Genomic DNA, 23,071 nt, shown 5'->3' on the forward strand with positions numbered 1-23,071 from the left:
TCCAAGAAAACGGGGTCTGAATGGCGCAGCTGTATCTCTCCAACCTCGGCCTCTCGCATTTCCGCTCGCACAAACGCGCGGTGATCGACGTCGACGCGCGTCCCGTGGCGCTCTACGGCCCCAACGGCGCGGGCAAGACCAATGTGATCGAGGCGATCTCGCTCCTGTCGCCCGGACGCGGGCTGCGGCGCAGCAGCGCGCTCGACATGACCCGCCGTCCCGAGGCTTTGGGCTGGAAGATCACGGGGGTCTTGCACGGGCCAAGCGTGCTGCACGAGGTCGAGTTCTGGTCCGAAGGCGGCGCCGCCCGGCAGACTAAGATCGACGGCAAGGCCGCGGCCCAGACAGCGCTTGGCCGCATTGCCCGCGTGCTCTGGCTCATCCCCGCGATGGACCGGCTTTGGATCGAAGGCGCCGAGGGGCGGCGGCGGTTTCTTGACCGGGTGACCCTGTCGATGCTGCCCGATCACGCTGAACTGTCGCTGAGCTATGAAAAGGCCATGCGCGAGCGCAACCGCCTGCTCAAAGACATGGTGCGCGAGCCTGCGTGGTACGCCGCCCTCGAAGATCGCATGGCCGAGACCGGGGCGCAGATCCATGCCAACCGGCAACAGGCCCTCACGGCCCTCGCGAGCGCGCAGGAGGAGGCGCAGACCGCCTTCCCCATCGCCACGCTGATGCTGCAAAACGACATGCCCGACAGTGCCGAGGGGCTGCGCCTGGCGCTGTCGGACAACCGGATGCGCGATGTCGCCGCCGGCCGCACGCTGATCGGCCCGCACCGCGCGGACCTCGAGGGCACCTATGCCGCCAAGGGCATCGCCGCGCGGGATTGCTCCACCGGGGAGCAGAAGGCGCTGCTGGTCTCGCTCATCCTCGCCAATGCCCGCGCCATCGCCGCCGATTTCGGCGCGCCGCCGATCCTGCTGCTGGACGAGGTGGCTGCGCATCTCGACGCGGGGCGCCGCGCGGCGCTTTACGACGAGATCACGGCACTCGGCGCGCAGGCCTGGATGACGGGCACGGGGCCGGAGCTGTTCGACAGCCTCGGGGACCGCGCGCAATATGTGGAAGTGACCGAGGATGACGGCCTCTCGAATGTGGCGCGTCAGCCATGACGCTCTCGCCCACCGACCTGCTCCTTTACTGCGGCGCGCTGCTGATCCTCTTCCTCACCCCCGGCCCGGTCTGGCTCGCGATGATGGCCCGGGCGCTCTCGGGCGGTTTTCAGGCGGCGTGGCCGCTGGCGCTTGGCGTCGCGATCGGCGACATGCTCTGGCCGTTGGTGGCGGTGCTGGGGATTACTTGGATCGTCTCGGCCTTCGACACGCTTATGGAGGTGCTGCGCTGGACCGCTGCACTGGTGTTCATCGCCATGGGGTTGAGCCTGATCCGGCAGGCGGGCGCGAAGATCGACACCGATAGCCGCCTCACCCGCCCCGGCATGTGGCCCGGTTTCATCGCGGGGCTGGTGGCGATCCTCGGCAATCCCAAGGCGCTGCTCTTCTACATGGGCGTGCTGCCCGGCTTCTTCGACCTGCGCGCGGTCACCGCCCCCGACATCGGGCTGATCCTTGCCGCTTCGGTCATCGTGCCGCTCGTCGGCAACCTCGTGATCGCACTCCTAGTGGGCCATCTGCGCGGCTTTCTGACCGCTCGGCGCACCCTGCGACGGATCAATCTGATCTCCGGCGCGATGCTGGTTTTCGTGGGCCTGATCATCCCCTTCGCCTGACACAAAATCTTGTGTCATTCGCGTGACAATGCCGGTCGAAAACACTATAAATCGGGCAAACGATAAGGGTTTTTTCCGCATGTCCGACACTGATCTGACACCACAGGAATACGGTGCCGATTCCATCAAGGTTCTCAAAGGGTTGGAGGCCGTTCGCAAACGCCCCGGCATGTATATCGGGGACACCGATGACGGCTCGGGCCTGCACCACATGGTGTACGAGGTCGTGGACAACGGCATTGACGAGGCGCTGGCCGGTCACGCCGACGCGGTGACGGTCACGATCCACGCGGATTCCAGCGTATCGGTCAGCGACAACGGCCGCGGCATCCCCGTGGGCATCCATGAGGAAGAGGGCGTCTCGGCGGCCGAGGTCATCATGACCCAGCTGCACGCGGGCGGGAAGTTCGACAGCAACTCCTACAAGGTCTCGGGCGGTCTGCACGGGGTCGGCGTCTCGGTCGTGAACGCGCTGTCGGACTGGCTGGAACTGCGCATCTGGCGCGAGGGCAAGGAACATATCGCGCGTTTTGAGGGTGGCTTCACCACCAAACACCTCGAAGTCGTGGGCGAGACCGACCGCACCGGCACCGAAGTGCGCTTCATGGCCTCGACCGAGACATTCTCGAACATCGACTACAGCTTCGAGACGCTGGAAAAGCGCCTGCGCGAACTGGCCTTCCTGAACTCCGGCGTGCGCATCATCCTGAAAGACGAACGCCCCGTCGAGCCGCTGCAGACCGAGCTTTACTACGAAGGCGGCGTGAAGGAATTCGTCAAATACCTCGACCGGCACAAACACGCGGTCATGGACGATCCGATTTTCATCACCGGCGAGCGGGACGACATCGGCATCGAGGTCGCCATGTGGTGGAACGACAGCTACCACGAGACGGTGCTGCCCTTCACCAACAACATCCCGCAGCGCGACGGCGGCACCCATATGGCGGGCTTCCGCGGCGCGCTGACGCGCACGATTAACGCCTATGCCCAGACCAGCGGCATCGCCAAGAAGGAGAAGATCAGCTTTACCGGCGACGACGCCCGCGAGGGTCTGACCTGCGTGCTGTCGGTGAAAGTGCCCGATCCGAAGTTCTCATCACAGACCAAGGACAAGCTGGTCTCGTCGGAGGTGCGCCCGGCGGTCGAAGGGCTGATGAACGAGCGTCTCGCCGAATGGTTCGAGGAGAACCCCAACGAGGCCAAGCAGATCGTCGGCAAAATCGTGGAGGCCGCACAGGCCCGCGAGGCGGCCCGCAAGGCGCGCGAGTTGACCCGGCGCAAGACGGCGATGGACGTCAACTTCCTCGCCGGCAAGCTCAAGGATTGCTCGGAGAAAGACCCGGCCAAGACCGAAGTCTTCCTCGTCGAGGGGGACAGCGCGGGCGGCTCGGCCCAGACCGGGCGCGACCGGCAGACGCAGGCGATCCTGCCGCTCAAGGGCAAGATCCTCAACGTGGAGCGCGCGCGTTTCGACCGGATGCTGGGCAGCCAAGAGATCGGCAACCTCGTCATGGCGCTCGGCACCGGGATCGGGCGCGACGAGTTCAACATCGACAAGCTGCGCTACCACAAGATCGTCATCATGACCGACGCCGACGTCGACGGCGCGCATATCCGCACACTCTTGCTGACCTTCTTCTACCGCCAGATGCCCGAACTTATCGAGAATGGCCACCTCTACATCGCGCAGCCGCCGCTCTACAAAGTCTCGCGCGGAAAGTCCGAGGTCTACCTCAAGGATGAGGCCGCGATGGAGGACTACCTGATCCAGCAGGGTGTCGACGGCGCCATGCTGCGCCAAGGCAACGGCGAAGAAATCACCGGCCAAGACCTCACCCGCGTGGTTGACATGGCGCGCCAGCTAAAACGCGTGCTGGAGGCTTTCCCGACCCACTACCCGCGCCACATCCTCGAACAGGCCGCCATCGCCGGCGCCTTTGTCGAGGGCGCGGTGGACAGCGACCTGCAGGGCGTGGCCGACAAGGTCGCCGACCGTCTGAACCTGATCGCGCTGGAATACGAGCGCGGCTGGCAGGGGCGCATCACCCAAGACCACGGCATCCGCCTCGCCCGCATCCTGCGCGGCGTGGAGGAGGTCCGCACCCTCGACGGCCGCATGCTGCGCTCAGGCGAGGCGAAGAAATCCGGCAGCTTCACGCAGCATCTGCAAGAGGTCTACGACCAACCCGCCAAGCTGATCCGCAAGGACCGCAGCCAGATGATCTATGGCCCCATGGACCTGCTCAACGCGATCCTTGCCGAGGGCGAGAAAGGCCTGTCGCTGCAACGCTACAAAGGTCTGGGCGAGATGAACCCCGACCAGCTGTGGGAAACCACCCTCGATCCGGACGCGCGCACGCTGCTGCAGGTCCGCGTGGAGGATATGGCCGAGGCGGACGATCTCTTCACCAAGCTGATGGGCGACGTGGTCGAGCCGCGCCGCGAGTTCATCCAGCAGAACGCGCTGAGCGTGGAGAATTTGGATTTTTGAGGGGGTTGTAGGCGAGCGCAAAGCGCCAGCGCCGCTGCCAAGTCTTAAAACGATAATCCGCCGCGCCGCTTAAACAGCGGCGCGGCGGATTTTTTTATATCAGGCGAGTTACCCGATGATACCGTTCAGCGTCTCGGAGGGGCGCATCACGCGGGCGGTTTTCTCCGCGTCGGTGTGGTAGTAGCCGCCCAGATCGACAGCCGTGCCTTGGACCGCTGCAAGCTCGGACAGGATGTCGGCTTCTTTGGCAGCCAGTTCCTTGGCGATGGGCGCGAACTCTGCGGCGAGCTCCGCGTCATCGCTCTGCGCGGCGACGGCTTCGGCCCAGTAGCGCGCGAACCAATAGTGGCTGTCGCGGTTGTCGGGCTCACCCACCTTGCGCGAAGGGGAACGACCGTGGTCGAGGATGCCCTGCGTCGCGGTTTCCACGGCATCGCCCAACACGCGCGCCTTGTCGTTGCCGCGGGCATCGGCGAGGAACTTCAGGCTTTCGCCAAGGGCGCAGAATTCGCCGAGGCTGTCCCACCGCAGGTGGTTTTGCTCCATCAACTGCTGAACGTGTTTGGGGGCAGAGCCGCCCGCGCCGGTCTCGAACAAGCCGCCGCCGTTCATCAGCTTCACGATGGACAGCATCTTGGCCGAGGTCGCCAGTTCCAAGATCGGGAAGAGGTCGGTCAGGTAGTCGCGCAGCACGTTGCCGGTGATCGCGATGGTGTTCTCGCCCTTGGTGATGGTCTCCAGCGAGGCGCGGGTGGCTTCGCGGGGGGCCATGATCTCGAACTTGTCGGCAACGCCCTGTGCCTCAAGGATGGGCTTGACGTAGGAGATCAGCTCGGCGTCATGAGCGCGGTTTGCGTCCAGCCAGAAGATCGCGCGGCAGCCTTCGGCCTTCTGGCGCGAGATCGCAAGGTTCACCCAATCCTCGATCGGCGCCTTGCGCGCGGAGGAAGAGCGCCAGATGTCACCGGCGTCGACCTTATGCTGGTGAAGCACGGTGCCGTCATCGAGGATCATCTTGACGGTGCCCGCTTCGGCCAGCTCAAACGTGGTCGGGTGGGAGCCGTATTCCTCGGCCTTCTGCGCCATCAGGCCGATGTTCTGCACGGTGCCAGCGGTCGCCGGGTCGAGCTTGCCGTTCTCTTTGAAGAAGTTGATCGCCTCGTCATAGATCGGCGCATAGGAGCTGTCGGGGATCACGCAGTTGGCGTCATGCTCCTCGCCGTCGGGGCCCCAGCCCTTGCCGCCAGCGCGGATGAGCGCGGGCATGGAGGCGTCGATGATCACGTCGGAAGAGACATGCAGGTTGGTGATGCCCTTGTCGGAATCGACCATATACATCGGCGGACGCTCTTCCATACAGGCGTCAATGTCGGCCATGATCTCGCTCTCGCCCTTCACGCGCTCCAGCAGGTCGCCAAGGCCGGAGTTGGGGTTCACGCCCAGTTCCTTCAGCTTTGCGCCATGCTTTTCAAATACCGGCGCAAGGTAGGCTTTGACCGCGTGACCAAAGAGGATCGGGTCGGAGACCTTCATCATCGTGGCCTTGAGGTGCAGCGAGAAGAGAATGCCGTCTTCTTTGGTCTTCTCGATCTGGGTGTTGAGGAAGTCCTTCAGCGCGGCCGCGCTCATGAAGGTCGCGTCGACCACGGTGCCGGCGGGATACTCAAGCCCCTCTTTCAGCACCTTTTCCCCGTCCGCGGTTTCCAGCACGATCTTGGCGCCAGTCGCGGCGTCGAGCGTGGCCGAAACTTCGTTGGAGAAGAAATCATTGCCCGACATGGAGGAGACATGCGTCTTGCTGTCGGCGGCCCAGTCCCCCATGCGGTGCGGGTTGGATTGGGCAAAACTCTTCACGGCCTTGGCCGCGCGGCGGTCGGAGTTGCCTTCGCGCAGAACCGGGTTCACGGCGGAGCCTTTGATGCCGTCATATTTGGCGCGCACGGCTTTTTCTTCGTCTGTGCTCGGCTCTTCGGGGTAGTCGGGCAGCGCGTAGCCTTGGGTCTGAAGCTCTTTGATCGCGGCGACAAGCTGCGGCACGGAGGCAGAGATGTTCGGCAGTTTGATAACATTGGCCTCGGGCGTCTTCACCAGACGGCCCAATTCCGCCAGATCGTCCGACTGACGCTGTTCTTCGCTCAGATGCTCAGGGAAGGTCGCAAGGATACGGCCCGCGAGGCTGATGTCTTTCGTGCCGACGCTCACACCGGCGGCTTCGGCGAACTTTTTGATGATTGGCAACAGCGAGGCAGAGGCCAGCTCCGGCGCTTCGTCAACTTTGGTATAGATGATATCGGACATGATTGCTCCAAATTGCTGCATTTGCTGCCCTGATAGCGGAAGAGGCGGCGAAGGTCGACGGTATACCGCAGTATGCGGTGGGGTCGTTTGGGAAAATGCGCTGAAGGAGCGGATTTCAGCCTTTTGCAGCGCCGCCGCTTAGCGGGTCACGCTGCGCAGTTGCAAAATCTGCATCCCAATCGCCATGGCCGGACCGATCCCCACCGCGAAAAGCAGCGTGCCGAGGCCCAAGGTCCCGCCCAAGGCCCAGCCGACCACGACGACCGATAACTCGATGCTCATACGCACCAGCGCGATGGGTTTGCCAGTGACCCGTTGCAGCCCCGTCATCAACCCGTCCCGCGGCCCGGGGCCGAGGTTTGCCACAAGATAGATCGCACCGCCAAAGCCGGTCACAAAGACGCCGGTCAGCGCCAGAAAGGCATTCGCCAGATAGCTGTCGAAGTGGGGCAAGATCGGCAGCGCATATTCCAGCACCAGCGCCACGATCACCGCGTTCAGAATGGTGCCGATACCGGGCGACTGCATCAGCGGGATCCAGAGCAAAAGAACCACGGCGCTGATCAGGAAGGTCGCAAAGCCGAGGCTCCACCCCGTGATGCGGGTCACCCCTTCGGCGAAGACGGTCCAAGGGCTGACGCCGACGCCCGCGGTGACCAAAAGCGCCTCGCCCAAGCCAAACATCACCAATCCCAGCACCAGAAACACCATCGAGGCCAATGGCGGCCTGAGCGTGAAGGCTTTGGGCGAACTCCACCGCAGCCGGGGAACAGAGGTGACAGAAAGGAAACTCACGGCGCGACCTTTGGCGGGATGCTCAAGATGCCCTGTTGTTCCAGTTTACGTCAGAACCGGCAAGGTCAATCTAGCCTGCGCCCCTCACCGCCAGCGGGAAAAGCCGAAGGTCATATAATCCTTCTGATAGGCCTCTGCCGTCAGCGCCTCAATCTCATCGTCATAGATATCGCCGAGCGTGAAGGGCCCGGGCTCCACCATCTGGGGCACGGCGGGGACGGTGGCATGGCCTTGGCCCGCAGCCAAAGCGGGGAGTTCGCTGGCCAACTCCTCTTCGCGGAGGATGCGGTCGGGCAGGCAGAACGCCCCGAACCCCGCAATGGCTTGGGCCTGAGAACACCATGCAGCATCCACCCGGATCGAGGTTTGCCCGGCCAGATTGCCTTTGAGAAACTTCAGGAAGGCGACAAAAGCGGCGCGATGCGCCTCGCGGTCATATTCGTCGTCGGGGCCATCCTTTGGCAGCGGCACCTTGTAGCGCCGCATCAGCGTGTTGCGCAGCTGGCGGTAACTGCCCTCCCCCGTGGTCAGGATATGGCGGCAAAAGGCATCATGCGCGCGCAGGGCGGGATGGCGCAGCACGGTAAAGCCGCGATGCCCGCGCATTTTGCGTTTCCACTGCCGCAGCTCTTTTTGCGACATCTTATCGCGCAGCGCCTCACGCGGGACGCCATCGAGGGCGGCGAGCCAGTCCAGCACCTGATCCTGCGGGCCGGATTTAATCGGCAGATAGATCAAGCCGCTGGTCGCCGCCGCCACATAAGAGGGCACGTTCGGCCCGCGCCGTGGCTCGAAATTGGGGGTGCGGGTCAGATCGAAACGATCGAGCCGCGCCAGCGCCTCCAGCATCTCGTCATAGTTGCTGACCTTGGCCGAGATCGGGCTGGGGTTCTGTTTCTTGAGGTTCTTGTCCAGCCCCTCCAACTGCTCATCCACGCCAAGATAGCGTGCAAGCCCGTTCATCACCTCAACGCTTTGCAGGTCTTCGTAAGCTACATAAAATGCCGTCTGGCCGGAAGTTTGCAAACGGTTCAGCAGCGTGATCTGGAACTGCTGGAGGGCATCCAAATGGGCGCTGAACTCATCGGCATCGAAGACGGCCTGCGCCACCTTCTGCGCCTTCATATCGGTCAGTTTCCACTGCCCGGTGGCCTGCGCGATCTTCCAACTGACATAGCTGTCGACCGGGTTGCGCGTGAGCACGATCTTGGCGCAGCGCTGATCCTCGATGATCTCATCGAAAACACGCGGATCGTGGTCGTGGAAATAGCGGAAGCCGCCCAAAGCATCCTGCTGTCCCCGGATCGCCGCCAGCAGCTTTTTGGGGTTTTCGTCCCGCGTGGCCTGATCAACGCCAAGGATCGGCTCGCTTTTGGGATACCCCATGAAGAAAGGATTAAACGCCTCCCCATGACAGGCGATCCCGGCAAAGGCGTTCAGGTTCGCCTCTAGGAAGTTGGACCCGGTCCGCATCTCGGCAAAGACCACGAAACTGTCGAATTTGTCGCGCATGGGTTATTTCACCAGATAGGGTTTTGGGGAGGTTTTGGCATCGGCGCTGCCCCCTTGGGCGACCGAAAAATCGCCGACCAGATAGGGGTGCATGCCTTGGTTCTTGAGATTCTGGAGGAACTGGCCAAAGCCGTTCAGGTCAACCATGCGCGGCGCCTCTGACAGGCGGCGCAGACGGGGGCGGCCAATTTCGTCAAGGATATCTTGCAAAGGCTCCATCGGCGCTTCGATGAAATCGGCCATGGTCCAGACCCGCACACGCGCCTTGGTATAGGGCGAATTCAACACATCCAAATGCGTGCTTTCCGTCTTTTGCAGCTTGGCGGCCAGACGGCGGATATCGGCGAAATCGAGGTTCGAGCGGAACAGAGGCACCGCCCAAGCGCCGGTGATGACCGAAATATGCGCATTCGGATCCTTGGCCACACGCCAGTTGATCTCTTGATTGTCCATCGGGCCGAACTGAAAACACTGACGCTCGCCCCGGGTGTTCCAAATCAGATTGGTCAAGAAAGCACTGGCATTGTGATCGCGCAGCACCGGGTTGTCCGACAAGGCACCGTTCAGCGTGGTTTCCCCACCCGCGAAATGCACACGGTCGGGGGCAAAGAGATGCCCATGCACGCGCGCCCCGCTGGCCCGGCTGAGCCAATGTTCGAAATCCTCGAAAATCTCGGTAAAGCCCTGAAACATCGAATAGGGCGCGGCGGTGACGCCATTCTCCCAATCCTCGTTTGGAAAACGGCTTTGCATATAAAGCCCCGCGCGGCCCCGGGTGCGCCGCTCCACCGCCTTGGCAAAAATGCGGTCGATCTTGCCGGGGTTCGGCTCGGTCTTTTTCATCGCACCGGCAGGGTCGGTCAGGAAGGCATCATAGAGCCTGTCCGCATGGGGCCAAATCTTGCGTGCCACGAAACAATCCGAGCGGCGCAAAAGCTGGAGGTGATCGTCGTAAAAGATATGCGGTTTGCCCTGAAAATCGAACTTAGACAGGGTCAGCGACCGGCTTTCGATCTTGCTGGAATAGAGCCGTGCAAGGGTCTGGAAATAGCTTTCGTCCGGGATCCAAACATGGCGAAAGAACTTGTCGTAGGTGGGCCGGTCGGGGTCTTGCAAGATCGCCGACAGGGTGCGCCGGGTCAGGCACCACCATTGCGAGCCCATATGCGGCACGATCCCGCGCGGCATCCGGCGTTTCAACCGCAGCAGGCGCTGCACCTCGACCGCGCGGTCGAACAGATAGCGATTGCGCCGCCATGAGAAGGGGAAGCGCAGGGTAAACCGCTCTGCATCCAGCCCGCCCACGGTCCAAGGCACATCTGCCGTGGTGGCGCTTTCGATGAAATCGGTCTGGGGACGGTCCTCAAGATAGTCGATCAACTCCTGCACCGGGCGCAGCGGCAAGCAAGAGCCGGAGGCCAGATAGACATGGCGCACCTTGGGAAAGCGCGAGAGCATCATCTCCGCCGCCCCCTGAGAGGCGGCAACGATCCCCCAAGTGCCCCATTCGCAACGTTTGCGCGGGCTAAAGCAGACATCCTTGAGATCCGACAGCGCCGCCACGAAGGCATCATGCGCCCGCCGGGGCACCGCCTTGTCGATATGGATCACCACCGGACAGCCCGCTGCCGCCCAATGCCGCGCAACCTGCTCGGCCCGGTCAAAAGCGTTGTGCACCAACATGACGATCCCGACGCTCATGCCCAGTTCCCCTTGGACATGAGGCCGAGAATCTCAAGCTGTCGCCAATTGATATAGCGTTCCGACCATTTGCACCAAAGCTGCGGGTCGTCCTTCAGCTGTGCGGCATAGGCTTTGTATTCCACCGAAGCCGCGTAATGCTCGCTACGCTGTAACTCTTCCGCCGCCTTGGCCCCGAAGGTGTCGAGGAATTTGGCGTGCAACAGCACGCCCGAGGCTTTCTCTCCGCCCCATTCGTCATAGACCTGATTAAGCCCGCGCGGCAGCAGCATATGGGTCGAGCTGACATAGGCATAGCGCCGATCCCATTTGACCAGCGGCACCTTGTTCAGCGCGGGCGCCTTGGCAGGCGCGTCGGGAAAAAACACCCGCGCCCGTGGACCGCCCTGTATCCAGAGATTCCCAAACCGCCGATTGCGCGAAATGGTGTAGTTGCCACTGTCGAACCATGCGGCAATATCGATTGGATTTTGACCCGCGTGGTAAGGTTCTTCGTCAAGCCGCCCCTTGGGATACATATCCAGCAGCATCGCCGAAAAGCTCTTGATCGACGACGCATCGAGCCAATCGGTCAGCGCCCGCAGGGGACGCGTGTCGCAAAAGGGGTAGACCAGAAACTCATCGGGATCGACCGTCAACGCCCAATGGCCATGGGCGTATTTCATTTGCAGCCAGTTTAACCAGTCTACGCCGAAGCGCGCGCGCTTGTAGCTGGCCTTGGCGCTCCAGACCGAGACATCGGGTTGCTTGGCCAGATAGTCGAGCGCACCATCGTCGCTGTCATTATCGACAAAGAAGAAATGCCCGACGCCCATCTCGCGGTAGTATTTCAGGAAATAGGGCAGCCGGATCGCTTCGTTGCGCTGCGTGCAGAACAGCAGAATATCGTCGGCTTTGATCTGCGCCGTCCGGTTCGCCACAGAGGTCAACTCGCGCCGCTTGCGGAAGGCGCGGATGCGCCAGCGCTTGCGTTGCAGCCGCAACCGATATGACTGAATTAAGCCCAAACCGCCCCTTACCTATCGCGTCTGACCGCCCTTCTACCGCGCTATCACGTCGACTTTAACACGGTCTTGAAGTGTTCGGCCCATGTTGGCGCGATAAAAGTCGTCGCAGGGCGCGGGTCTGGCACAGATGCGGCCCATTCTTCGATTGTTCTGATCCATGAATAGGGTTCGCTCAGGGGCGCGTAAACGGCTTTGTCACCCAAGACCTCATGCAAGACCGGTAAATCGTTGCATAAAACACGCGTTCCAAGGCTCAGCGCCTCTGCCGGGGGCAGGCCAAACCCCTCTGCATGGCTGGGGAAAAGCATCCCCGCCGCCCCCTGCACCAAGGCCGCCAATCCTTTGTCGCTAAGGTTCGCCAGCTCTTGCACAGGGCCGTTTTCTGGCAGCCGGTCGAGCCGGTCGAAAACCGCGCTGTTGTTCCACCCCCGCGCCCCGCAGATCAGCAAGAGCGGCGCATCAGGCCCCATCTTTTGCCACAGGTCCAGCAAAAACCCGTGGTTCTTGCGCGGCTCGATCGTGCCGACAATGACGAAATAGGGACGCTCTGGCGGAAGCCCGGCAGGCAGCTCACCAGCATCGGGCGCGGGCAGATCGACGCCGAGATGCGCGACGACGGCAAGCGGAATCCGCCCGCGCATCTGCGCCTCGCTGCGCTGGCGCGTGTCTTGCGAGTTGTAAATCACCAGATCGGCCTGCGCGCTCACCCGGTCGATCTTGGCCCGAAACGGCGCGACAGTGCCGGGGCGTTGGTAGGCGGGATATTCCAATGGGATCACGTCATGGATCAGAACGGCACTTCGCCCCCGCGCCTGTTTCACGGCTCCCAAAACCCGATCCGTCAGATTGCTGTGCCCGACATTCAGATAGGCAAAACCCGGCGGCAGATGCCGCGCAAGCATCGCGGGCAACCGGGCCGGAACGCAGCGCGCGACCGCCAAACGCCGCAAGTCGCTTTCCGCCCGGCTGAGCGCCACAGTACGCCCCCGCAGCAGACACGAAAGCAGATCCGCCCGCCCCCAAGGAACGCGCCCCGCAAGCCGATCCTGAAAGCCCCGCATCCCATCGCGGTCCAGCAGGGCATAGCCCAAAGCGGTGCGCGCCACTCCAAAAAGCGGCGCGTCCTCTGTCAAAAGATGTGAGAGATAGGCCAGTTCGACCCGATCCACCCCCGTCGCGCCCCGCCCAACCCGACGCAAACTGCGCGTCAGGTCCAACAGCCGCGCGGGGGGAGACTGAGGCTTTTGCAAAGGCCCGCTTCCCGCCCCTACTGCGCCGCGCGGTCGACTTGCGAGATGCTTTGCAGATAGGCCGAAAGATCGTCGCGCAATTCTTCACGGGCAAGGCCGAAGGCCACGGTCGCTTGCAGAAAGCCCGCTTTAGAGCCGCAATCGAAACGCTGCCCGCGGAAACGGAAGCCATAGACATCGCGGTCTTGCTCGATCTCTTGCGCGATCGCATCGGTCAATTGAATTTCACCGCCCGAGCCGGATTTCAGCTTATTCAGGTTCTTCAAAACGGTCGGCGCCAGAATATAGCGCCCGATCACCGCGAGGTTCGATGGTGCTTCGTCGACGGCAGGCTTTTCAACCATGCCATTGACCTTCACACGATCACCGCGTTCTTCGCTGGTATCGAGAATGCCGTAAGAGGACGTGCGGGAAGGTTCCACCTCCATCGCGGCGACCATGCTGCCGCCGGTTTCCTCATAGGCCTCGACCATCTGTTGAAGACAAGGTTTTTCCGCCGCGATCACGTCATCCGGCAGCATCACTGCAAAGGGCTCATTGCCGATCAAACGGCGCGCGCACCAGACCGCATGGCCCAAGCCCAGCGCCTTGTGCTGGCGAATATAGGCGATTGCGCCACTGTCCATATTGGTGCTTTGCAGCGTCTCCAGAAGCTCGGTCTTGCCCTTTTTGCGCAACTCCTGCTCAAGCTGCGGGGCGTGATCGAAGTAATCTTCCAGCGCGCCTTTGCCGCGCGAGGTCACGAAGATGAACTCTTTGATCCCGGCGGCGCGCGCCTCATCGATTGCATATTGAACCAAAGGCCGGTCGACGAGGGTCATAATCTCTTTCGGCACCGATTTGGTGGCGGGCAGAAAGCGTGTCCCCATGCCTGCAACGGGGAAAATCGCTTTTGTAACCTTCTTGCGCATTTTAATCCTTACAACTTATTCGAAATATACAGAACGCCACGGTCAATCTACCTGCGTCTTTCTACCGGCGATGATCATCGCCGAAACCGCGCTGTCTGGCAACTCGCTTAACTTCCCTTTGCAGCCTGTCGAAGCGCCGAGTTAAGCGGAAAACCGCGTCATCCCGTGTGGACTTTCCGTATATTCCACCTGTTTGCAGCCAGATAGCGTGGGCCGGATCAAAGGCAACGCGGTGATAAAGCGCCGTCGGCGAAAGGTTGATCAGGGTCACGATCTCACCCGATAATGCCCGTTTTGCAGCCTTTGCCCGGTCTCGCGCCAGATTAATAGGCCGGGTGCACATGGCCACGCTGCGCCGGGCGCGGGCGGGAAAGGGGCGGAAAGCGCTGCTGGCTGTCTGCGGCAGGGTAACGCGGACGATAGGGCGCTTCCCCCCTTCGGCGTGCCCCTCGTCCAACCTGCGCAGCAGCCTTGGCACATCACGCGGCTCCAACCCGCCGCTTACCAGATGGCGCAGCAGACGACGGCGCTCTTGGGCGCGCAGATGCGCCCAATGAGCGGCACGGTCCTGCGCGGGCAGATGTTTGCGATGAAACACGGCCCAGCTCGCCCCGATATCGAAAAGATCGCGCGGCACGCGGTTGGCGCTTCGCATGGCGTTGGCGGCGAAACCGTGGTGGACCTCGGCCAGTGGCACGATTGCCGTGGCATGGCCCGCCCGCGCCAGCCGCATATTCAGATCGGTCTCATCAAGATAGTAGTGAAAGGCCGGGTCAAAGCCGCCCATTTCCACCAGGACATCGCGCCGAAAGGCCATATTAGTGCCTTCGGTCTTGATTGCCCCCCCGGGCGGAGGGTGCAGGATGCTGAGGGTTTCAGGGTCGACATCGAGCGTTTCCGGCTCTCCGAAACCACTCAACCGACGCGCGCGATATTGGAAAGAGATGCCGTTTCGCCCTCGCACGAAACCGGTCATCGCCGCGACCTCGGGCAGTTGCGCAGGCTCCAGCAGGTGGCGTAGCCATTGCGGCTCGGGCACCGCATCATCGTCGATAAAGGCCACGACCTCCCCCGCAACCTCGGCAATCCCAAGGTTGCGCGCGGCAGAGATATTCGGCCTGTCGAAAGGGACCAGTTTCAACGCCCCGGCGAAATGCATGGCGCGGGCCACGGCAATCCCGGCGGGATCGGCCACGATGATGACCTCGAAAGGGGTATATTGAAGCTGTTCCACCCCCGTCAGGCAGCGCCGCAATGCTTCGGGCCGATTCCGGCTGACGATCACGATGCTGACAGGCACGCCGCTTTCAAGCGTGGCACTGACGGGGGTGGCGGTCATTCCAGACCCATTTTCGCCATCATGGCTTCGAGCTTTGGCACGTCTTCGGGGTTGTTCAATTCCCAAAACTCGCGCCCCTTGGCCTCGACCTCCGCACAGAGCACGGCGCGGCCATTTTCAAGAAAACGCAACTGCTCCAACCCTTCCAACTGCTCCAAGGGGCCGACAGGCCAGCTTGGGTATTGGGCCAGTGCATCGGGGCGGTAGGCATAGACGCCGACGTGGTGGAAGACCGGGGTCATATCCGTCTCTGCGTAGGGCTTTCCGGTATAGGGAACGACCTCTTTCGAGAAGTAGAGCGCCTGATTGTCGGCGCCGAAAACCGCTGTGGTGCCGCCCACGCGGCCCGCCTTACGGTCGGCCAGAAGACTGTTCAACGTGGCCCCGTCACAGCGCAGAACCGGGGTGGCGATCTCGGCCTCGGGGTTGTCTGTCAACCCCTGCACCAGCCCTTCGACGAACCAATGCGGCGTCAGCGGGGCGTCACCTTGTAGATTGACCACGATGTCATAGCCCCCGCCCAATGCGGCATGGGCCTCGGCACAGCGCTCGGTGCCGTTGGCGCAGCTTTCCGAGGTCATCACGACCTCGGCACCGAAGCCTTCGGCGGCCTCCCGAATGCGGTCGTCGTCGGTGGCCACCACCACGCGGTCGACGCCCGACACCGCGCTGGCGGCCCGCCAACTTCGTTCGATCAGGGTCTGTTTCTGGCCCGACGCCCCGGTGAGGGCCACCAGCGGCTTGCCGGGATAGCGGGTTGAGGCATAGCGGGCGGGAATGACGATCAGGGCTGACATCAGCCCGCCTTCAACTCAACGCCCGGGGCATGGGCGATGAAGAAAGGGTTGGCGAAATCTTCTTTGCCGTAGGTCAGGGGCGTGAGATCGTCAAAGCGCACCACCGCGCCGCCTGCCCCGTTCAGCACCGCATGGCCCGCGGCAGTGTCCCACTCCATCGTGCGGCCCAAACGCGGGTAGAGATCGGCCTCTCCCGTCGCGACGAGACAGAATTTCAGCGACGACCCCGCCGAGGTCATGTCGCGCACAGCGTATTTACCGATGTAATCATCGGTCGCCTGATCACGGTGAGATTTGGAGGCGACGACCATCAAGGCCGCATTGTCGGGGTTAGAGACCGAAATCGCCTTGGTCTCCCCCACCTGCCCCTTGTCGAATGCGCCGGCCTCTTCGACCGACTGGCCGTCGGCTTGGGTAAAGAACATCCGGGCTTTGGCGGGGGCATAGACCACGCCGCGCGTCGGCACGCCGCCTTCGACCAGCGCGATGTTCACCGTGAAATCCCCGCGGCGGTGGACGAACTCTTTGGTGCCATCCAGCGGATCGACGATGAGAAAGGTATCGCCCTTGGCGGAATGGGTCGCGGCCTGCTCTTCGGTCACCAACATCACATCGGGGAAAGCGGCGCGGAGCCCTTCGGAAATGATCGCATCGGCGGCTTCGTCGGCGGCGGTGACGGGGCTGTCGTCGGATTTCGATTTCACCTCGAAATCGTCCTGACCGTAGATCTCCATGATCTTGTCCCCGGCTTCCAATGCCAGCCGCCGCATTTCCGCGACCAGTTTCTCGTAATCCATTTTGCCTCCGGCCCTGCGGGCTGTCGTTGCTTCAATTCACTGTTTCCCTTATGCTGCGGAGCTAACGGAACAGCAAGAATTCCGTGCCACGCTAGGGCTTCGTCAAGGACGCGCGCATGTTCCAGTCTTCCAGAAAGCCGAAATCCGGCATCGGTTCTGCCCTCGCCATCGCGGAACTGGTCTACCATTCCGTGGTGCGCAACGTGCGCAAACAGCACAACAATGCCTTTATCGCCATCGCGATGAACATGCTGCAAACGGTGATGTTCGTACTGGCCTTCTATGTGATGTTTTCAATCCTCGGGATGCGCGGCTCCGCCGTGCGGGGTGACTTCCTCATCTATCTGATGTCGGGGATTTTCCTCTACCTCACCCATGTGAAAGCTTTGGGCGCGGTCGCGGGGTCTGAGGGACCGGCAAGCCCGATGATGCAGCACGCCCCGATGAACACGATCATCGCCATCGCATCAGCGGCGGTGGGCTCGCTCTATATCCAAGTGCTGTCGCTCTCCGTGATCCTGTTCATCTATCATGTGGCAATCACCCCGATCACCATAGATCAGCCTTTTGCCGCTTTCGGGATGATGCTGACCGCGTGGTTTACCGGCTGCGCGCTCGGGTTGGTGATGCTGGCGATCAAACCGTGGTTTCCGTCCTTCGTGACGATTTTCTCAACCGTCTATCAGCGCGCCAATATGATCGCCTCGGGGAAGATGTTCCTCGCCAACTCCCTGCCCGGCTATATGCTGGCGATGTTTGACTGGAACCCGTTGTTTCACAGCATCGACCAAGCGCGCGGCTTTGCCTTCATCAATTACAACCCGCGCTACACCAGTTGGGAATATCCGCTTTGGGTGGGTCTGGTGCTTTTGATGATCGGGCTGATGGGCGAATTCTATACCCGCCGCCATGCGTCGATCAGTTGGAACGCCCGGCGATGAGACTTCTGGCGCTCTTCCTCTGCCTTTGGGCATTGCCTGTCTGGGCGACGCAGGATGCATGGCCCGCCCTGCATGACGTCAGCGGTGTCGCGGCGGATGACGTATTGAACATTCGCGAAGCCCCGAGTGCCAGCGCCCCGATCATCGGTAGCTTCGCGCCTGACACCCAGAACATCGAAGTGATCCGCCCCGATGACCATCACGGCTGGGGCTTGGTCAACACGGGCGAAGGGAGCGGCTGGGTCTCTCTGCGTTTCCTCATCCGGCAAGCGGGCCAGTGGGCCGGAGCGATGCCACCCGTGGCCCATTGCGACGGGACAGAGCCGTTTTGGTCTTTTGAGGTGACTGGCGAGGCGTTGAGCTACGATGCCATGGCGGGCGGCGCACGCGATTACCGCATCACGCAGTCTGGCCCGGCGCAGGGGCGGCGCGACAGTTTTCACATGATCGCCGAGGGGCCGCAGGGCGCGGCCATCGCTACGCTCACGGCGCGGGCCTGTAGCGATGGCATGTCGGACCGCGCCTATGGGCTGGCTGTCAACTTCCTTTTGCAGGGAAATGATGGCTGGCAACATCAGACAGGGTGTTGTTCGCTTAGCCACTGAAGCGACGGACTTTTTAAAAAAGTCCGTCACCGTTCTCTTTCAAAGAAAACGCTACTCCACCACGCGCAGCGTCAAGTTGATCCGCCCGCCTTTGGGCAGCAATGTCGAGGTGCCGGGTTTGATCCGGTCCACGCCGTGATAGGTCAGCCGCGCATCTCCGCCCATCACCACCACATCGCCCGACTGCAGCCAGATCGATTCCGTCTTGCCGCCTCGGGTTAGGTTGCCGATCCGAAACAACCCATCATCCCCCAGAGAGACCGAGACCACAGGCCACTGAAAATCCGCCTCGTCCCGGTCCTGATGCAGCCCCATACGCGCATCGGCATCGTAGTAGTTGATCAGGCAGCATTCCGGGCGGCGCTCCAACCCGGTCAACTGATCCCAAATCGCCATAATCGGCACCGGGATCTCGGGCCAAGGCTCACCGTCGGGGTGTTCGGTGACGTAACGATACCCACGCCGATCCGAAAACCAGCCATAGCGCCCTGCCGCGCTCATCCGGACCGACATGCGCCCGCCGCGCGGCACTTCGGGGCGAAAGAACGGCGCCTGACGCACCACGCCGCGCACCGCCTCCAGCACCTCTTGCTGGGCCGCTCTTCCTAGAAATTCCTTGTGAATATCAAAGCCCCGGAGGCGCAAAGCAGTCATTTTTCGTTCTTCCTCACTCGTTTAGCAAAAACATCACGGAATCGCGACCATCCAGACCAGCCAATGGTTGCAGGGTGCAAATACCCTCCCTATATACGCTCCGAACCGTCGAAGGCACGTGGTCTTCGATGTCAACAGATCGGGGCAGGATGCCAAAACGGGTCCGCGCCTCGTGTCATCGCCTTAGATTCAAAGAGGGATCGAAACATGTCCAAAGTAATCGGTATTGACCTTGGCACCACCAACAGCTGTATCGCCATCATGGATGGCAGCCAGCCGCGTGTGATCGAAAACGCCGAAGGCGCGCGCACCACGCCGTCGATCGTCGCCTTCACCGACGATGAACGCCTTGTCGGCCAGCCGGCGAAACGCCAGGCGGTCACCAACCCCGAAAACACAGTCTTTGGCGTCAAGCGCCTGATCGGCCGCCGCAACGACGATGCGGATCTGGCCAAAGACAAGAAAAACATGCCGTTCAACGTCATCGACGGCGGCAACGGCGACGCATGGGTCGAAGCCAAGGGTGAGAAATACTCCCCAAGCCAAATCTCGGCCTTCATCCTCGGCAAGATGAAAGAAACCGCAGAAAGCTATCTGGGTGAGGAAGTCTCTCAGGCGGTTATCACCGTGCCTGCCTACTTTAACGACGCCCAACGTCAGGCCACCAAAGACGCCGGCAAGATCGCCGGTCTCGAAGTGCTGCGCATCATCAACGAGCCGACAGCCGCCGCGCTGGCCTACGGCCTCGACAAAGAGAACACGCAAACCATCGCGGTCTATGACCTTGGCGGCGGTACATTCGACGTGACCATTCTTGAGATCGACGACGGCCTGTTCGAAGTGAAATCCACCAACGGCGACACCTTCCTTGGCGGTGAAGACTTTGACATGCGCATCGTGAACTACCTTGCGGAAGAGTTCAAAAAGGCCAACGGCGTTGACCTGACGCAAGACAAGATGGCGTTGCAGCGTCTGAAGGAAGCTGCTGAGAAGGCGAAAATCGAACTGTCCTCTTCCAGCCAGACCGAGATCAACCAGCCCTTCATTTCGATGGGCAAGGATGGCTCGCCGCTGCACATGGTCATGAAGCTGACCCGCGCCAAGCTGGAAAGCCTTGTTGGTGACCTGATCAAAGCTTCGATGAAGCCCTGCGCCGCCGCGCTGAAGGATGCCGGCCTGTCCGCGTCCGACATCGACGAAGTCGTGCTCGTGGGTGGTATGACCCGTATGCCGAAGGTGGCCGAAGAGGTCTCCAAATTCTTCGGCAAGGAGCCGCACAAGGGTGTGAATCCGGACGAAGTCGTGGCCCTTGGTGCCGCCATTCAGGCCGGTGTTCTGCAAGGCGACGTGAAGGACGTGGTCCTGCTCGACGTGACTCCGCTGTCCCTCGGTATCGAGACGCTCGGTGGTGTCTTCACCCGTCTGATCGACCGCAACACCACGATCCCGACGAAGAAGTCTCAGGTCTTCTCGACCGCCGAAGACAACCAGAACGCCGTGACCATCCGGGTCTTCCAAGGTGAGCGTGAGATGGCTGCCGACAACAAGATGCTCGGTGCCTTCAACCTTGAGAACATCCCGCCTGCGCCCCGCGGCATGCCGCAGATCGAAGTGACCTTCGACATTGACGCCAACGGCATCGTGTCGGTCGGCGCGCTCGACAAAGGCACCGGTAAGGAGCAGAAGATCACGATCCAAGCTTCGGGCGGTCTGTCGGATGCGGACATCGAACAGATGGTCAAGGACGCGGAAGAGAATGCCGAGGCGGACAAGTCCCGTCGCGAGCTGATCGAAGCGAAGAACCAGGCGGAATCGCTGATCCACTCGACCGAGAAGTCGCTGGAAGAGCATTCCGATAAAGTCGACCCGACCACCGTCGAAGCGATCGAACTGGCCATTGCCGCGCTGAAAGACGAGCTGGAAACAGACAACGCCGACAAGATCAAGAACGGCATCCAGAACGTCACCGAATCCGCCATGAAACTGGGCGAAGCCATCTATAAGGCCGCTCAGGAAGAGGGCGGCAGCGAGGACACGGCGCAGCCTTCGGATGCTCAGCAAGCCCAAGGTGGCGATGACGACATCCTGGATGCCGAGTTCGAAGATCTGGACGACGACAAGCGCGCGTAAGCGTGTGAAACGGAACCTGTGAAAGGGCCGGTCCGTCAGACGGGCCGGCCTATCACGTTCCAGCGCAGGAGCATGATAACCCATGGCAAAACGTGACTACTACGAGGTGCTTGGCGTTGCCAAAGGGGCCTCTGCCGACGAGATCAAGAAAGCCTATCGCCGCAAGGTGAAGGACCTCCACCCCGACCGCAACAAAGACAACCCCCAAGCCGAAGCCCAGTTCAAGGAAGTGGGCGAGGCTTATGACGTGCTCAAAGACGGTGACAAGAAAGCCGCCTATGATCGCTATGGCCACGCCGCCTTTGAAGGTGGCATGGGCGGCGGGCGTCCCGGCGGCGGCATGGGCGGCGGTCAGGGCGATTTCTCTTCGGCCTTTTCCGACGTCTTCGACGACCTCTTCGGCGACTTCATGGGCCAACGTGGCGGTGGCGGCGGACGCCGTGCCGCACGCGGGGCCGATTTGCGCTACAACCTGCGCATCTCGCTCGAAGATGCCTTTTCGGGCATGCAAAAGTCGATCACCGTCCCGGCCTCCGTCCAATGTGACGCCTGTGACGGCAGCGGTGCCGAAGGCGGCGCGGAACCTTCGACCTGCCCCACCTGTTCGGGCATGGGCAAGGTGCGCGCGCAGCAAGGTTTCTTTACCGTCGAGCGGACCTGCCCGACCTGTTCCGGAATGGGGCAGATCGTTAAGAACCCTTGCAAGAAATGCCGCGGCGCGGGCCGGGTTGAGAAAGAGCGCACGCTCTCGGTCAACATCCCCGCGGGCGTCGAAACCGGCACCCGCATCCGTCTCGCTGGCGAAGGCGAAGCGGGCATGCGCGGCGGGCCGTCGGGTGATCTCTACATCTTTATCGAGGTGGCCGATCACGAATTGTTCGAACGCGACGGACCGAACCTCTTCTGCCGTGTTCCGGTGTCGATGAGCACTGCCGCTCTGGGTGGCAATATCGAAGTGCCCACCATCGACGGGGGCCGTGGCCGCGTGCAGATCCCCGCGGGCAGCCAATCGGGCCGCCAGATGCGTCTGCGCGGCAAAGGCATGCCGCCGTTGCGTGGCGGTGGCGTGGGTGACATGATCATCGAACTGGCGGTCGAGACCCCGGTGAACCTGACCAACCGGCAGAAAGAACTGCTGCGGGAGTTCGAGGGCGAGGCCCAGAACAACAACCCCGAGAGCAGCAACTTCTTCTCTTCCGTCAAATCCTTCTGGGATTCGATGAAGGGTTAACCATTGGGGGGAGCCGTGGATGCGGCTCCCCTTTTTAGGCAGCGTGGTGAACGAAGTTTTAACCGTCCGTTAACCGAATAATAACCACTTTGGCGCGACACTCCGGGCATGAGCCGTGCCCCGAGAACCTTGGCTGATCAGCCCCTCCCCTATCTGCTGGACGAAGCGCACAGCCCGCCGTCCAATACGGGCAAGCAACCCTCCTATATCGCGGATCACCGCCAGCGCCTGCGCAGCCGTTTCATTGACGGGGGCGCGGCGGCCATGCCGGATTACGAGATGTTGGAGCTTGTCCTCTTCCGCGCCATCCCGCGCCGGGACGTAAAACCGCTGGCGCGCGAACTGCTCGACCGGTTCGGCGATTTCAACCGCGTCATCACCGCCCCCGCCGCCCGGCTGCGCGATGTCAAAGGCGTCGGAGAGGCGGTGATTGTGGAGCTTAAGATCATTGAGGCCGCAGCGCAGCGGCTGGCCCGGGCGAAGGTGCTGCAACGGCATGTCGTTTCCTCATGGGATGCGCTGCTGGACTATTGCCACACCACCATGGCCCATCTGGAGATGGAGCAGTTTCGCGTCCTCTACCTCGACCGGAAAAACATCCTCATCGCCGATGAGGAACAGGCGAAGGGCACGGTGGACCATGTGCCGGTCTACCCGCGCGAGGTTGCCAAACGTGCGCTAGAGTTGAACGCCAGCGCGATCATCCTCGTGCACAATCACCCCTCGGGCGATCCCAGCCCGTCACGCGCAGACATTGACATGACCCGGCAGGTCGCCGCCGCCTGTGACGCCTTGGGGCTAACCCTGCATGATCACCTGATCATCGGAAAATCGCGCGAGCTCAGCTTTCGCAGTGAGGGGCATTTATAGCGGG

19 protein-coding genes are annotated in these 23,071 nt (G+C 61.9%); 8 read left to right on the plus strand and 11 right to left on the minus strand.

The features are described from left to right. The first annotated feature begins 20 nt into the window (after nt 1-20). The 3 genes from recF (at nt 21) to gyrB (ending at nt 4,229) form a co-directional block, all read left to right on the plus strand. On the plus strand, nt 21-1,118 hold the full coding sequence (recF, locus tag ACGYK2_RS09870) for a DNA replication/repair protein RecF (protein ID WP_271688578.1): 1,098 nt from the start codon (nt 21-23) through the stop codon (nt 1,116-1,118). After that, nucleotides 1,115-1,735, plus strand: a complete 621-nt coding sequence (locus ACGYK2_RS09875) for a LysE family translocator (protein ID WP_271688579.1) — start codon at nt 1,115-1,117, stop codon at nt 1,733-1,735. The genes recF and ACGYK2_RS09875 overlap by 4 nt, the downstream gene beginning before the upstream one ends. 79 nt (nt 1,736-1,814) lie before the next feature. Next, the gene (gene gyrB, locus ACGYK2_RS09880) at nt 1,815-4,229 is read left to right on the plus strand and encodes a DNA topoisomerase (ATP-hydrolyzing) subunit B (protein WP_271688580.1); all 2,415 of its coding nucleotides are present in this window, start codon (nt 1,815-1,817) and stop codon (nt 4,227-4,229) included. A 108-nt stretch (nt 4,230-4,337) separates the two neighbouring features. Here gyrB and ACGYK2_RS09885 read toward each other — a convergent pair whose 3' ends face one another. The 10 genes from ACGYK2_RS09885 to cysQ all read right to left on the minus strand — a co-directional run bounded on the left by ACGYK2_RS09885 (nt 4,338) and on the right by cysQ (nt 16,636). Further along, entirely contained in the window at nt 4,338-6,527 is a 2,190-nt protein-coding gene (locus ACGYK2_RS09885; protein WP_271688581.1) for an NADP-dependent isocitrate dehydrogenase, read from the minus strand. A 138-nt stretch (nt 6,528-6,665) separates the two neighbouring features. Continuing rightward, entirely contained in the window at nt 6,666-7,322 is a 657-nt protein-coding gene (locus ACGYK2_RS09890; RefSeq protein WP_271688582.1) for a YitT family protein, read from the minus strand. A gap of 84 nt (nt 7,323-7,406) precedes the next feature. Continuing rightward, complete coding sequence (locus tag ACGYK2_RS09895; RefSeq protein WP_271688583.1) at nt 7,407-8,834, minus strand: nodulation protein NodH; 1,428 nt, start codon at nt 8,832-8,834, stop codon at nt 7,407-7,409. Nucleotides 8,835-8,837: 3 nt separating this feature from the next. Beyond that, nucleotides 8,838-10,535, minus strand: a complete 1,698-nt coding sequence (locus tag ACGYK2_RS09900; RefSeq protein WP_271688584.1) for a beta-1,6-N-acetylglucosaminyltransferase — start codon at nt 10,533-10,535, stop codon at nt 8,838-8,840. Next, nucleotides 10,532-11,518: a glycosyltransferase family 2 protein gene (locus ACGYK2_RS09905; protein ID WP_271688585.1), complete on the minus strand. Its 987-nt coding sequence runs from the start codon at nt 11,516-11,518 to the stop codon at nt 10,532-10,534. The genes ACGYK2_RS09900 and ACGYK2_RS09905 overlap by 4 nt, the downstream gene beginning before the upstream one ends. Before the next feature lie 68 nt (nt 11,519-11,586). Further along, nucleotides 11,587-12,711 carry a glycosyltransferase family 4 protein gene (locus tag ACGYK2_RS09910; protein ID WP_394374291.1) on the minus strand — a complete coding sequence of 375 codons (1,125 nt, stop codon included), beginning with the start codon at nt 12,709-12,711 and terminating at the stop codon, nt 11,587-11,589. A gap of 98 nt (nt 12,712-12,809) precedes the next feature. Then, on the minus strand, nt 12,810-13,703 hold the full coding sequence (gene galU, locus ACGYK2_RS09915; RefSeq protein WP_209216861.1) for a UTP--glucose-1-phosphate uridylyltransferase GalU: 894 nt from the start codon (nt 13,701-13,703) through the stop codon (nt 12,810-12,812). Between the two features lie 61 nt (nt 13,704-13,764). Next, nucleotides 13,765-15,042: a glycosyltransferase family 2 protein gene (locus tag ACGYK2_RS09920; RefSeq protein WP_271688587.1), complete on the minus strand. Its 1,278-nt coding sequence runs from the start codon at nt 15,040-15,042 to the stop codon at nt 13,765-13,767. After that, a complete protein-coding gene (locus ACGYK2_RS09925; protein WP_271688588.1) occupies nt 15,039-15,839 on the minus strand; it encodes a 3-deoxy-manno-octulosonate cytidylyltransferase in 801 nt (266 codons plus the stop codon). The genes ACGYK2_RS09920 and ACGYK2_RS09925 overlap by 4 nt, the downstream gene beginning before the upstream one ends. Continuing rightward, nucleotides 15,839-16,636, minus strand: a complete 798-nt coding sequence (cysQ, locus tag ACGYK2_RS09930) for a 3'(2'),5'-bisphosphate nucleotidase CysQ (protein WP_394374292.1) — start codon at nt 16,634-16,636, stop codon at nt 15,839-15,841. Before cysQ ends, ACGYK2_RS09925 begins: the two co-directional genes overlap by 1 nt. 116 nt (nt 16,637-16,752) lie before the next feature. On the opposite strand from cysQ, the gene ACGYK2_RS09935 reads away from it, so the two are divergent. Together ACGYK2_RS09935 and ACGYK2_RS09940 are read left to right on the plus strand one after the other, a co-directional pair. Beyond that, on the plus strand, nt 16,753-17,577 hold the full coding sequence (locus tag ACGYK2_RS09935; RefSeq protein WP_271688590.1) for an ABC transporter permease: 825 nt from the start codon (nt 16,753-16,755) through the stop codon (nt 17,575-17,577). Further along, entirely contained in the window at nt 17,574-18,182 is a 609-nt protein-coding gene (locus ACGYK2_RS09940; protein WP_271688591.1) for a COG3650 family protein, read from the plus strand. The genes ACGYK2_RS09935 and ACGYK2_RS09940 overlap by 4 nt, the downstream gene beginning before the upstream one ends. A 51-nt stretch (nt 18,183-18,233) precedes the next feature. Here the strand turns inward: ACGYK2_RS09940 and ACGYK2_RS09945 are convergent, their stop codons facing one another. Further along, complete coding sequence (locus ACGYK2_RS09945) at nt 18,234-18,836, minus strand: alpha-ketoglutarate-dependent dioxygenase AlkB (RefSeq protein WP_271688592.1); 603 nt, start codon at nt 18,834-18,836, stop codon at nt 18,234-18,236. Nucleotides 18,837-19,043: 207 nt separating this feature from the next. Between ACGYK2_RS09945 and dnaK the strand changes: the two genes are divergently transcribed. The 3 genes from dnaK (at nt 19,044) to radC (ending at nt 23,067) form a co-directional block, all read left to right on the plus strand. Beyond that, nucleotides 19,044-20,966 (plus strand): molecular chaperone DnaK, encoded by a 1,923-nt coding sequence (gene dnaK, locus ACGYK2_RS09950; protein ID WP_271688593.1) that lies wholly within the window; start codon nt 19,044-19,046, stop codon nt 20,964-20,966. Nucleotides 20,967-21,048: 82 nt separating this feature from the next. Next, nucleotides 21,049-22,197 carry a molecular chaperone DnaJ gene (gene dnaJ, locus ACGYK2_RS09955; RefSeq protein ID WP_067264268.1) on the plus strand — a complete coding sequence of 383 codons (1,149 nt, stop codon included), beginning with the start codon at nt 21,049-21,051 and terminating at the stop codon, nt 22,195-22,197. Between the two features lie 108 nt (nt 22,198-22,305). Further along, a complete protein-coding gene (radC, locus tag ACGYK2_RS09960; protein ID WP_271688594.1) occupies nt 22,306-23,067 on the plus strand; it encodes a DNA repair protein RadC in 762 nt (253 codons plus the stop codon). Nucleotides 23,068-23,071 lie beyond the last annotated feature (4 nt).

Source organism: Sulfitobacter sp. 1A10359 (assembly GCF_043558145.1).
Classification (GTDB): Bacteria; Pseudomonadota; Alphaproteobacteria; order Rhodobacterales; family Rhodobacteraceae; genus Sulfitobacter; species Sulfitobacter faviae.

What these genes read in the sequence shown, in the direction of transcription:
- recF (WP_271688578.1), top strand. Translation starts at nt 21, where the DNA reads ATGGCGCAGCTGTATCTCTCCAACCTCGGCCTCTCGCATTTCCGCTCG.
- ACGYK2_RS09885 (WP_271688581.1), bottom strand. Translation starts at nt 6,527, where the DNA reads ATGTCCGATATCATCTATACCAAAGTTGACGAAGCGCCGGAGCTGGCC.
- radC (WP_271688594.1), top strand. Translation starts at nt 22,306, where the DNA reads ATGAGCCGTGCCCCGAGAACCTTGGCTGATCAGCCCCTCCCCTATCTG.
- dnaJ (WP_067264268.1), top strand. Translation starts at nt 21,049, where the DNA reads ATGGCAAAACGTGACTACTACGAGGTGCTTGGCGTTGCCAAAGGGGCC.
- ACGYK2_RS09945 (WP_271688592.1), bottom strand. Translation starts at nt 18,836, where the DNA reads ATGACTGCTTTGCGCCTCCGGGGCTTTGATATTCACAAGGAATTTCTA.
- ACGYK2_RS09875 (WP_271688579.1), top strand. Translation starts at nt 1,115, where the DNA reads ATGACGCTCTCGCCCACCGACCTGCTCCTTTACTGCGGCGCGCTGCTG.
- ACGYK2_RS09895 (WP_271688583.1), bottom strand. Translation starts at nt 8,834, where the DNA reads ATGCGCGACAAATTCGACAGTTTCGTGGTCTTTGCCGAGATGCGGACC.
- ACGYK2_RS09935 (WP_271688590.1), top strand. Translation starts at nt 16,753, where the DNA reads ATGTTCCAGTCTTCCAGAAAGCCGAAATCCGGCATCGGTTCTGCCCTC.
- ACGYK2_RS09925 (WP_271688588.1), bottom strand. Translation starts at nt 15,839, where the DNA reads ATGTCAGCCCTGATCGTCATTCCCGCCCGCTATGCCTCAACCCGCTAT.
- ACGYK2_RS09900 (WP_271688584.1), bottom strand. Translation starts at nt 10,535, where the DNA reads ATGAGCGTCGGGATCGTCATGTTGGTGCACAACGCTTTTGACCGGGCC.
- dnaK (WP_271688593.1), top strand. Translation starts at nt 19,044, where the DNA reads ATGTCCAAAGTAATCGGTATTGACCTTGGCACCACCAACAGCTGTATC.
- ACGYK2_RS09920 (WP_271688587.1), bottom strand. Translation starts at nt 15,042, where the DNA reads ATGACCGCCACCCCCGTCAGTGCCACGCTTGAAAGCGGCGTGCCTGTC.
- ACGYK2_RS09940 (WP_271688591.1), top strand. Translation starts at nt 17,574, where the DNA reads ATGAGACTTCTGGCGCTCTTCCTCTGCCTTTGGGCATTGCCTGTCTGG.
- gyrB (WP_271688580.1), top strand. Translation starts at nt 1,815, where the DNA reads ATGTCCGACACTGATCTGACACCACAGGAATACGGTGCCGATTCCATC.
- galU (WP_209216861.1), bottom strand. Translation starts at nt 13,703, where the DNA reads ATGCGCAAGAAGGTTACAAAAGCGATTTTCCCCGTTGCAGGCATGGGG.
- cysQ (WP_394374292.1), bottom strand. Translation starts at nt 16,636, where the DNA reads ATGGATTACGAGAAACTGGTCGCGGAAATGCGGCGGCTGGCATTGGAA.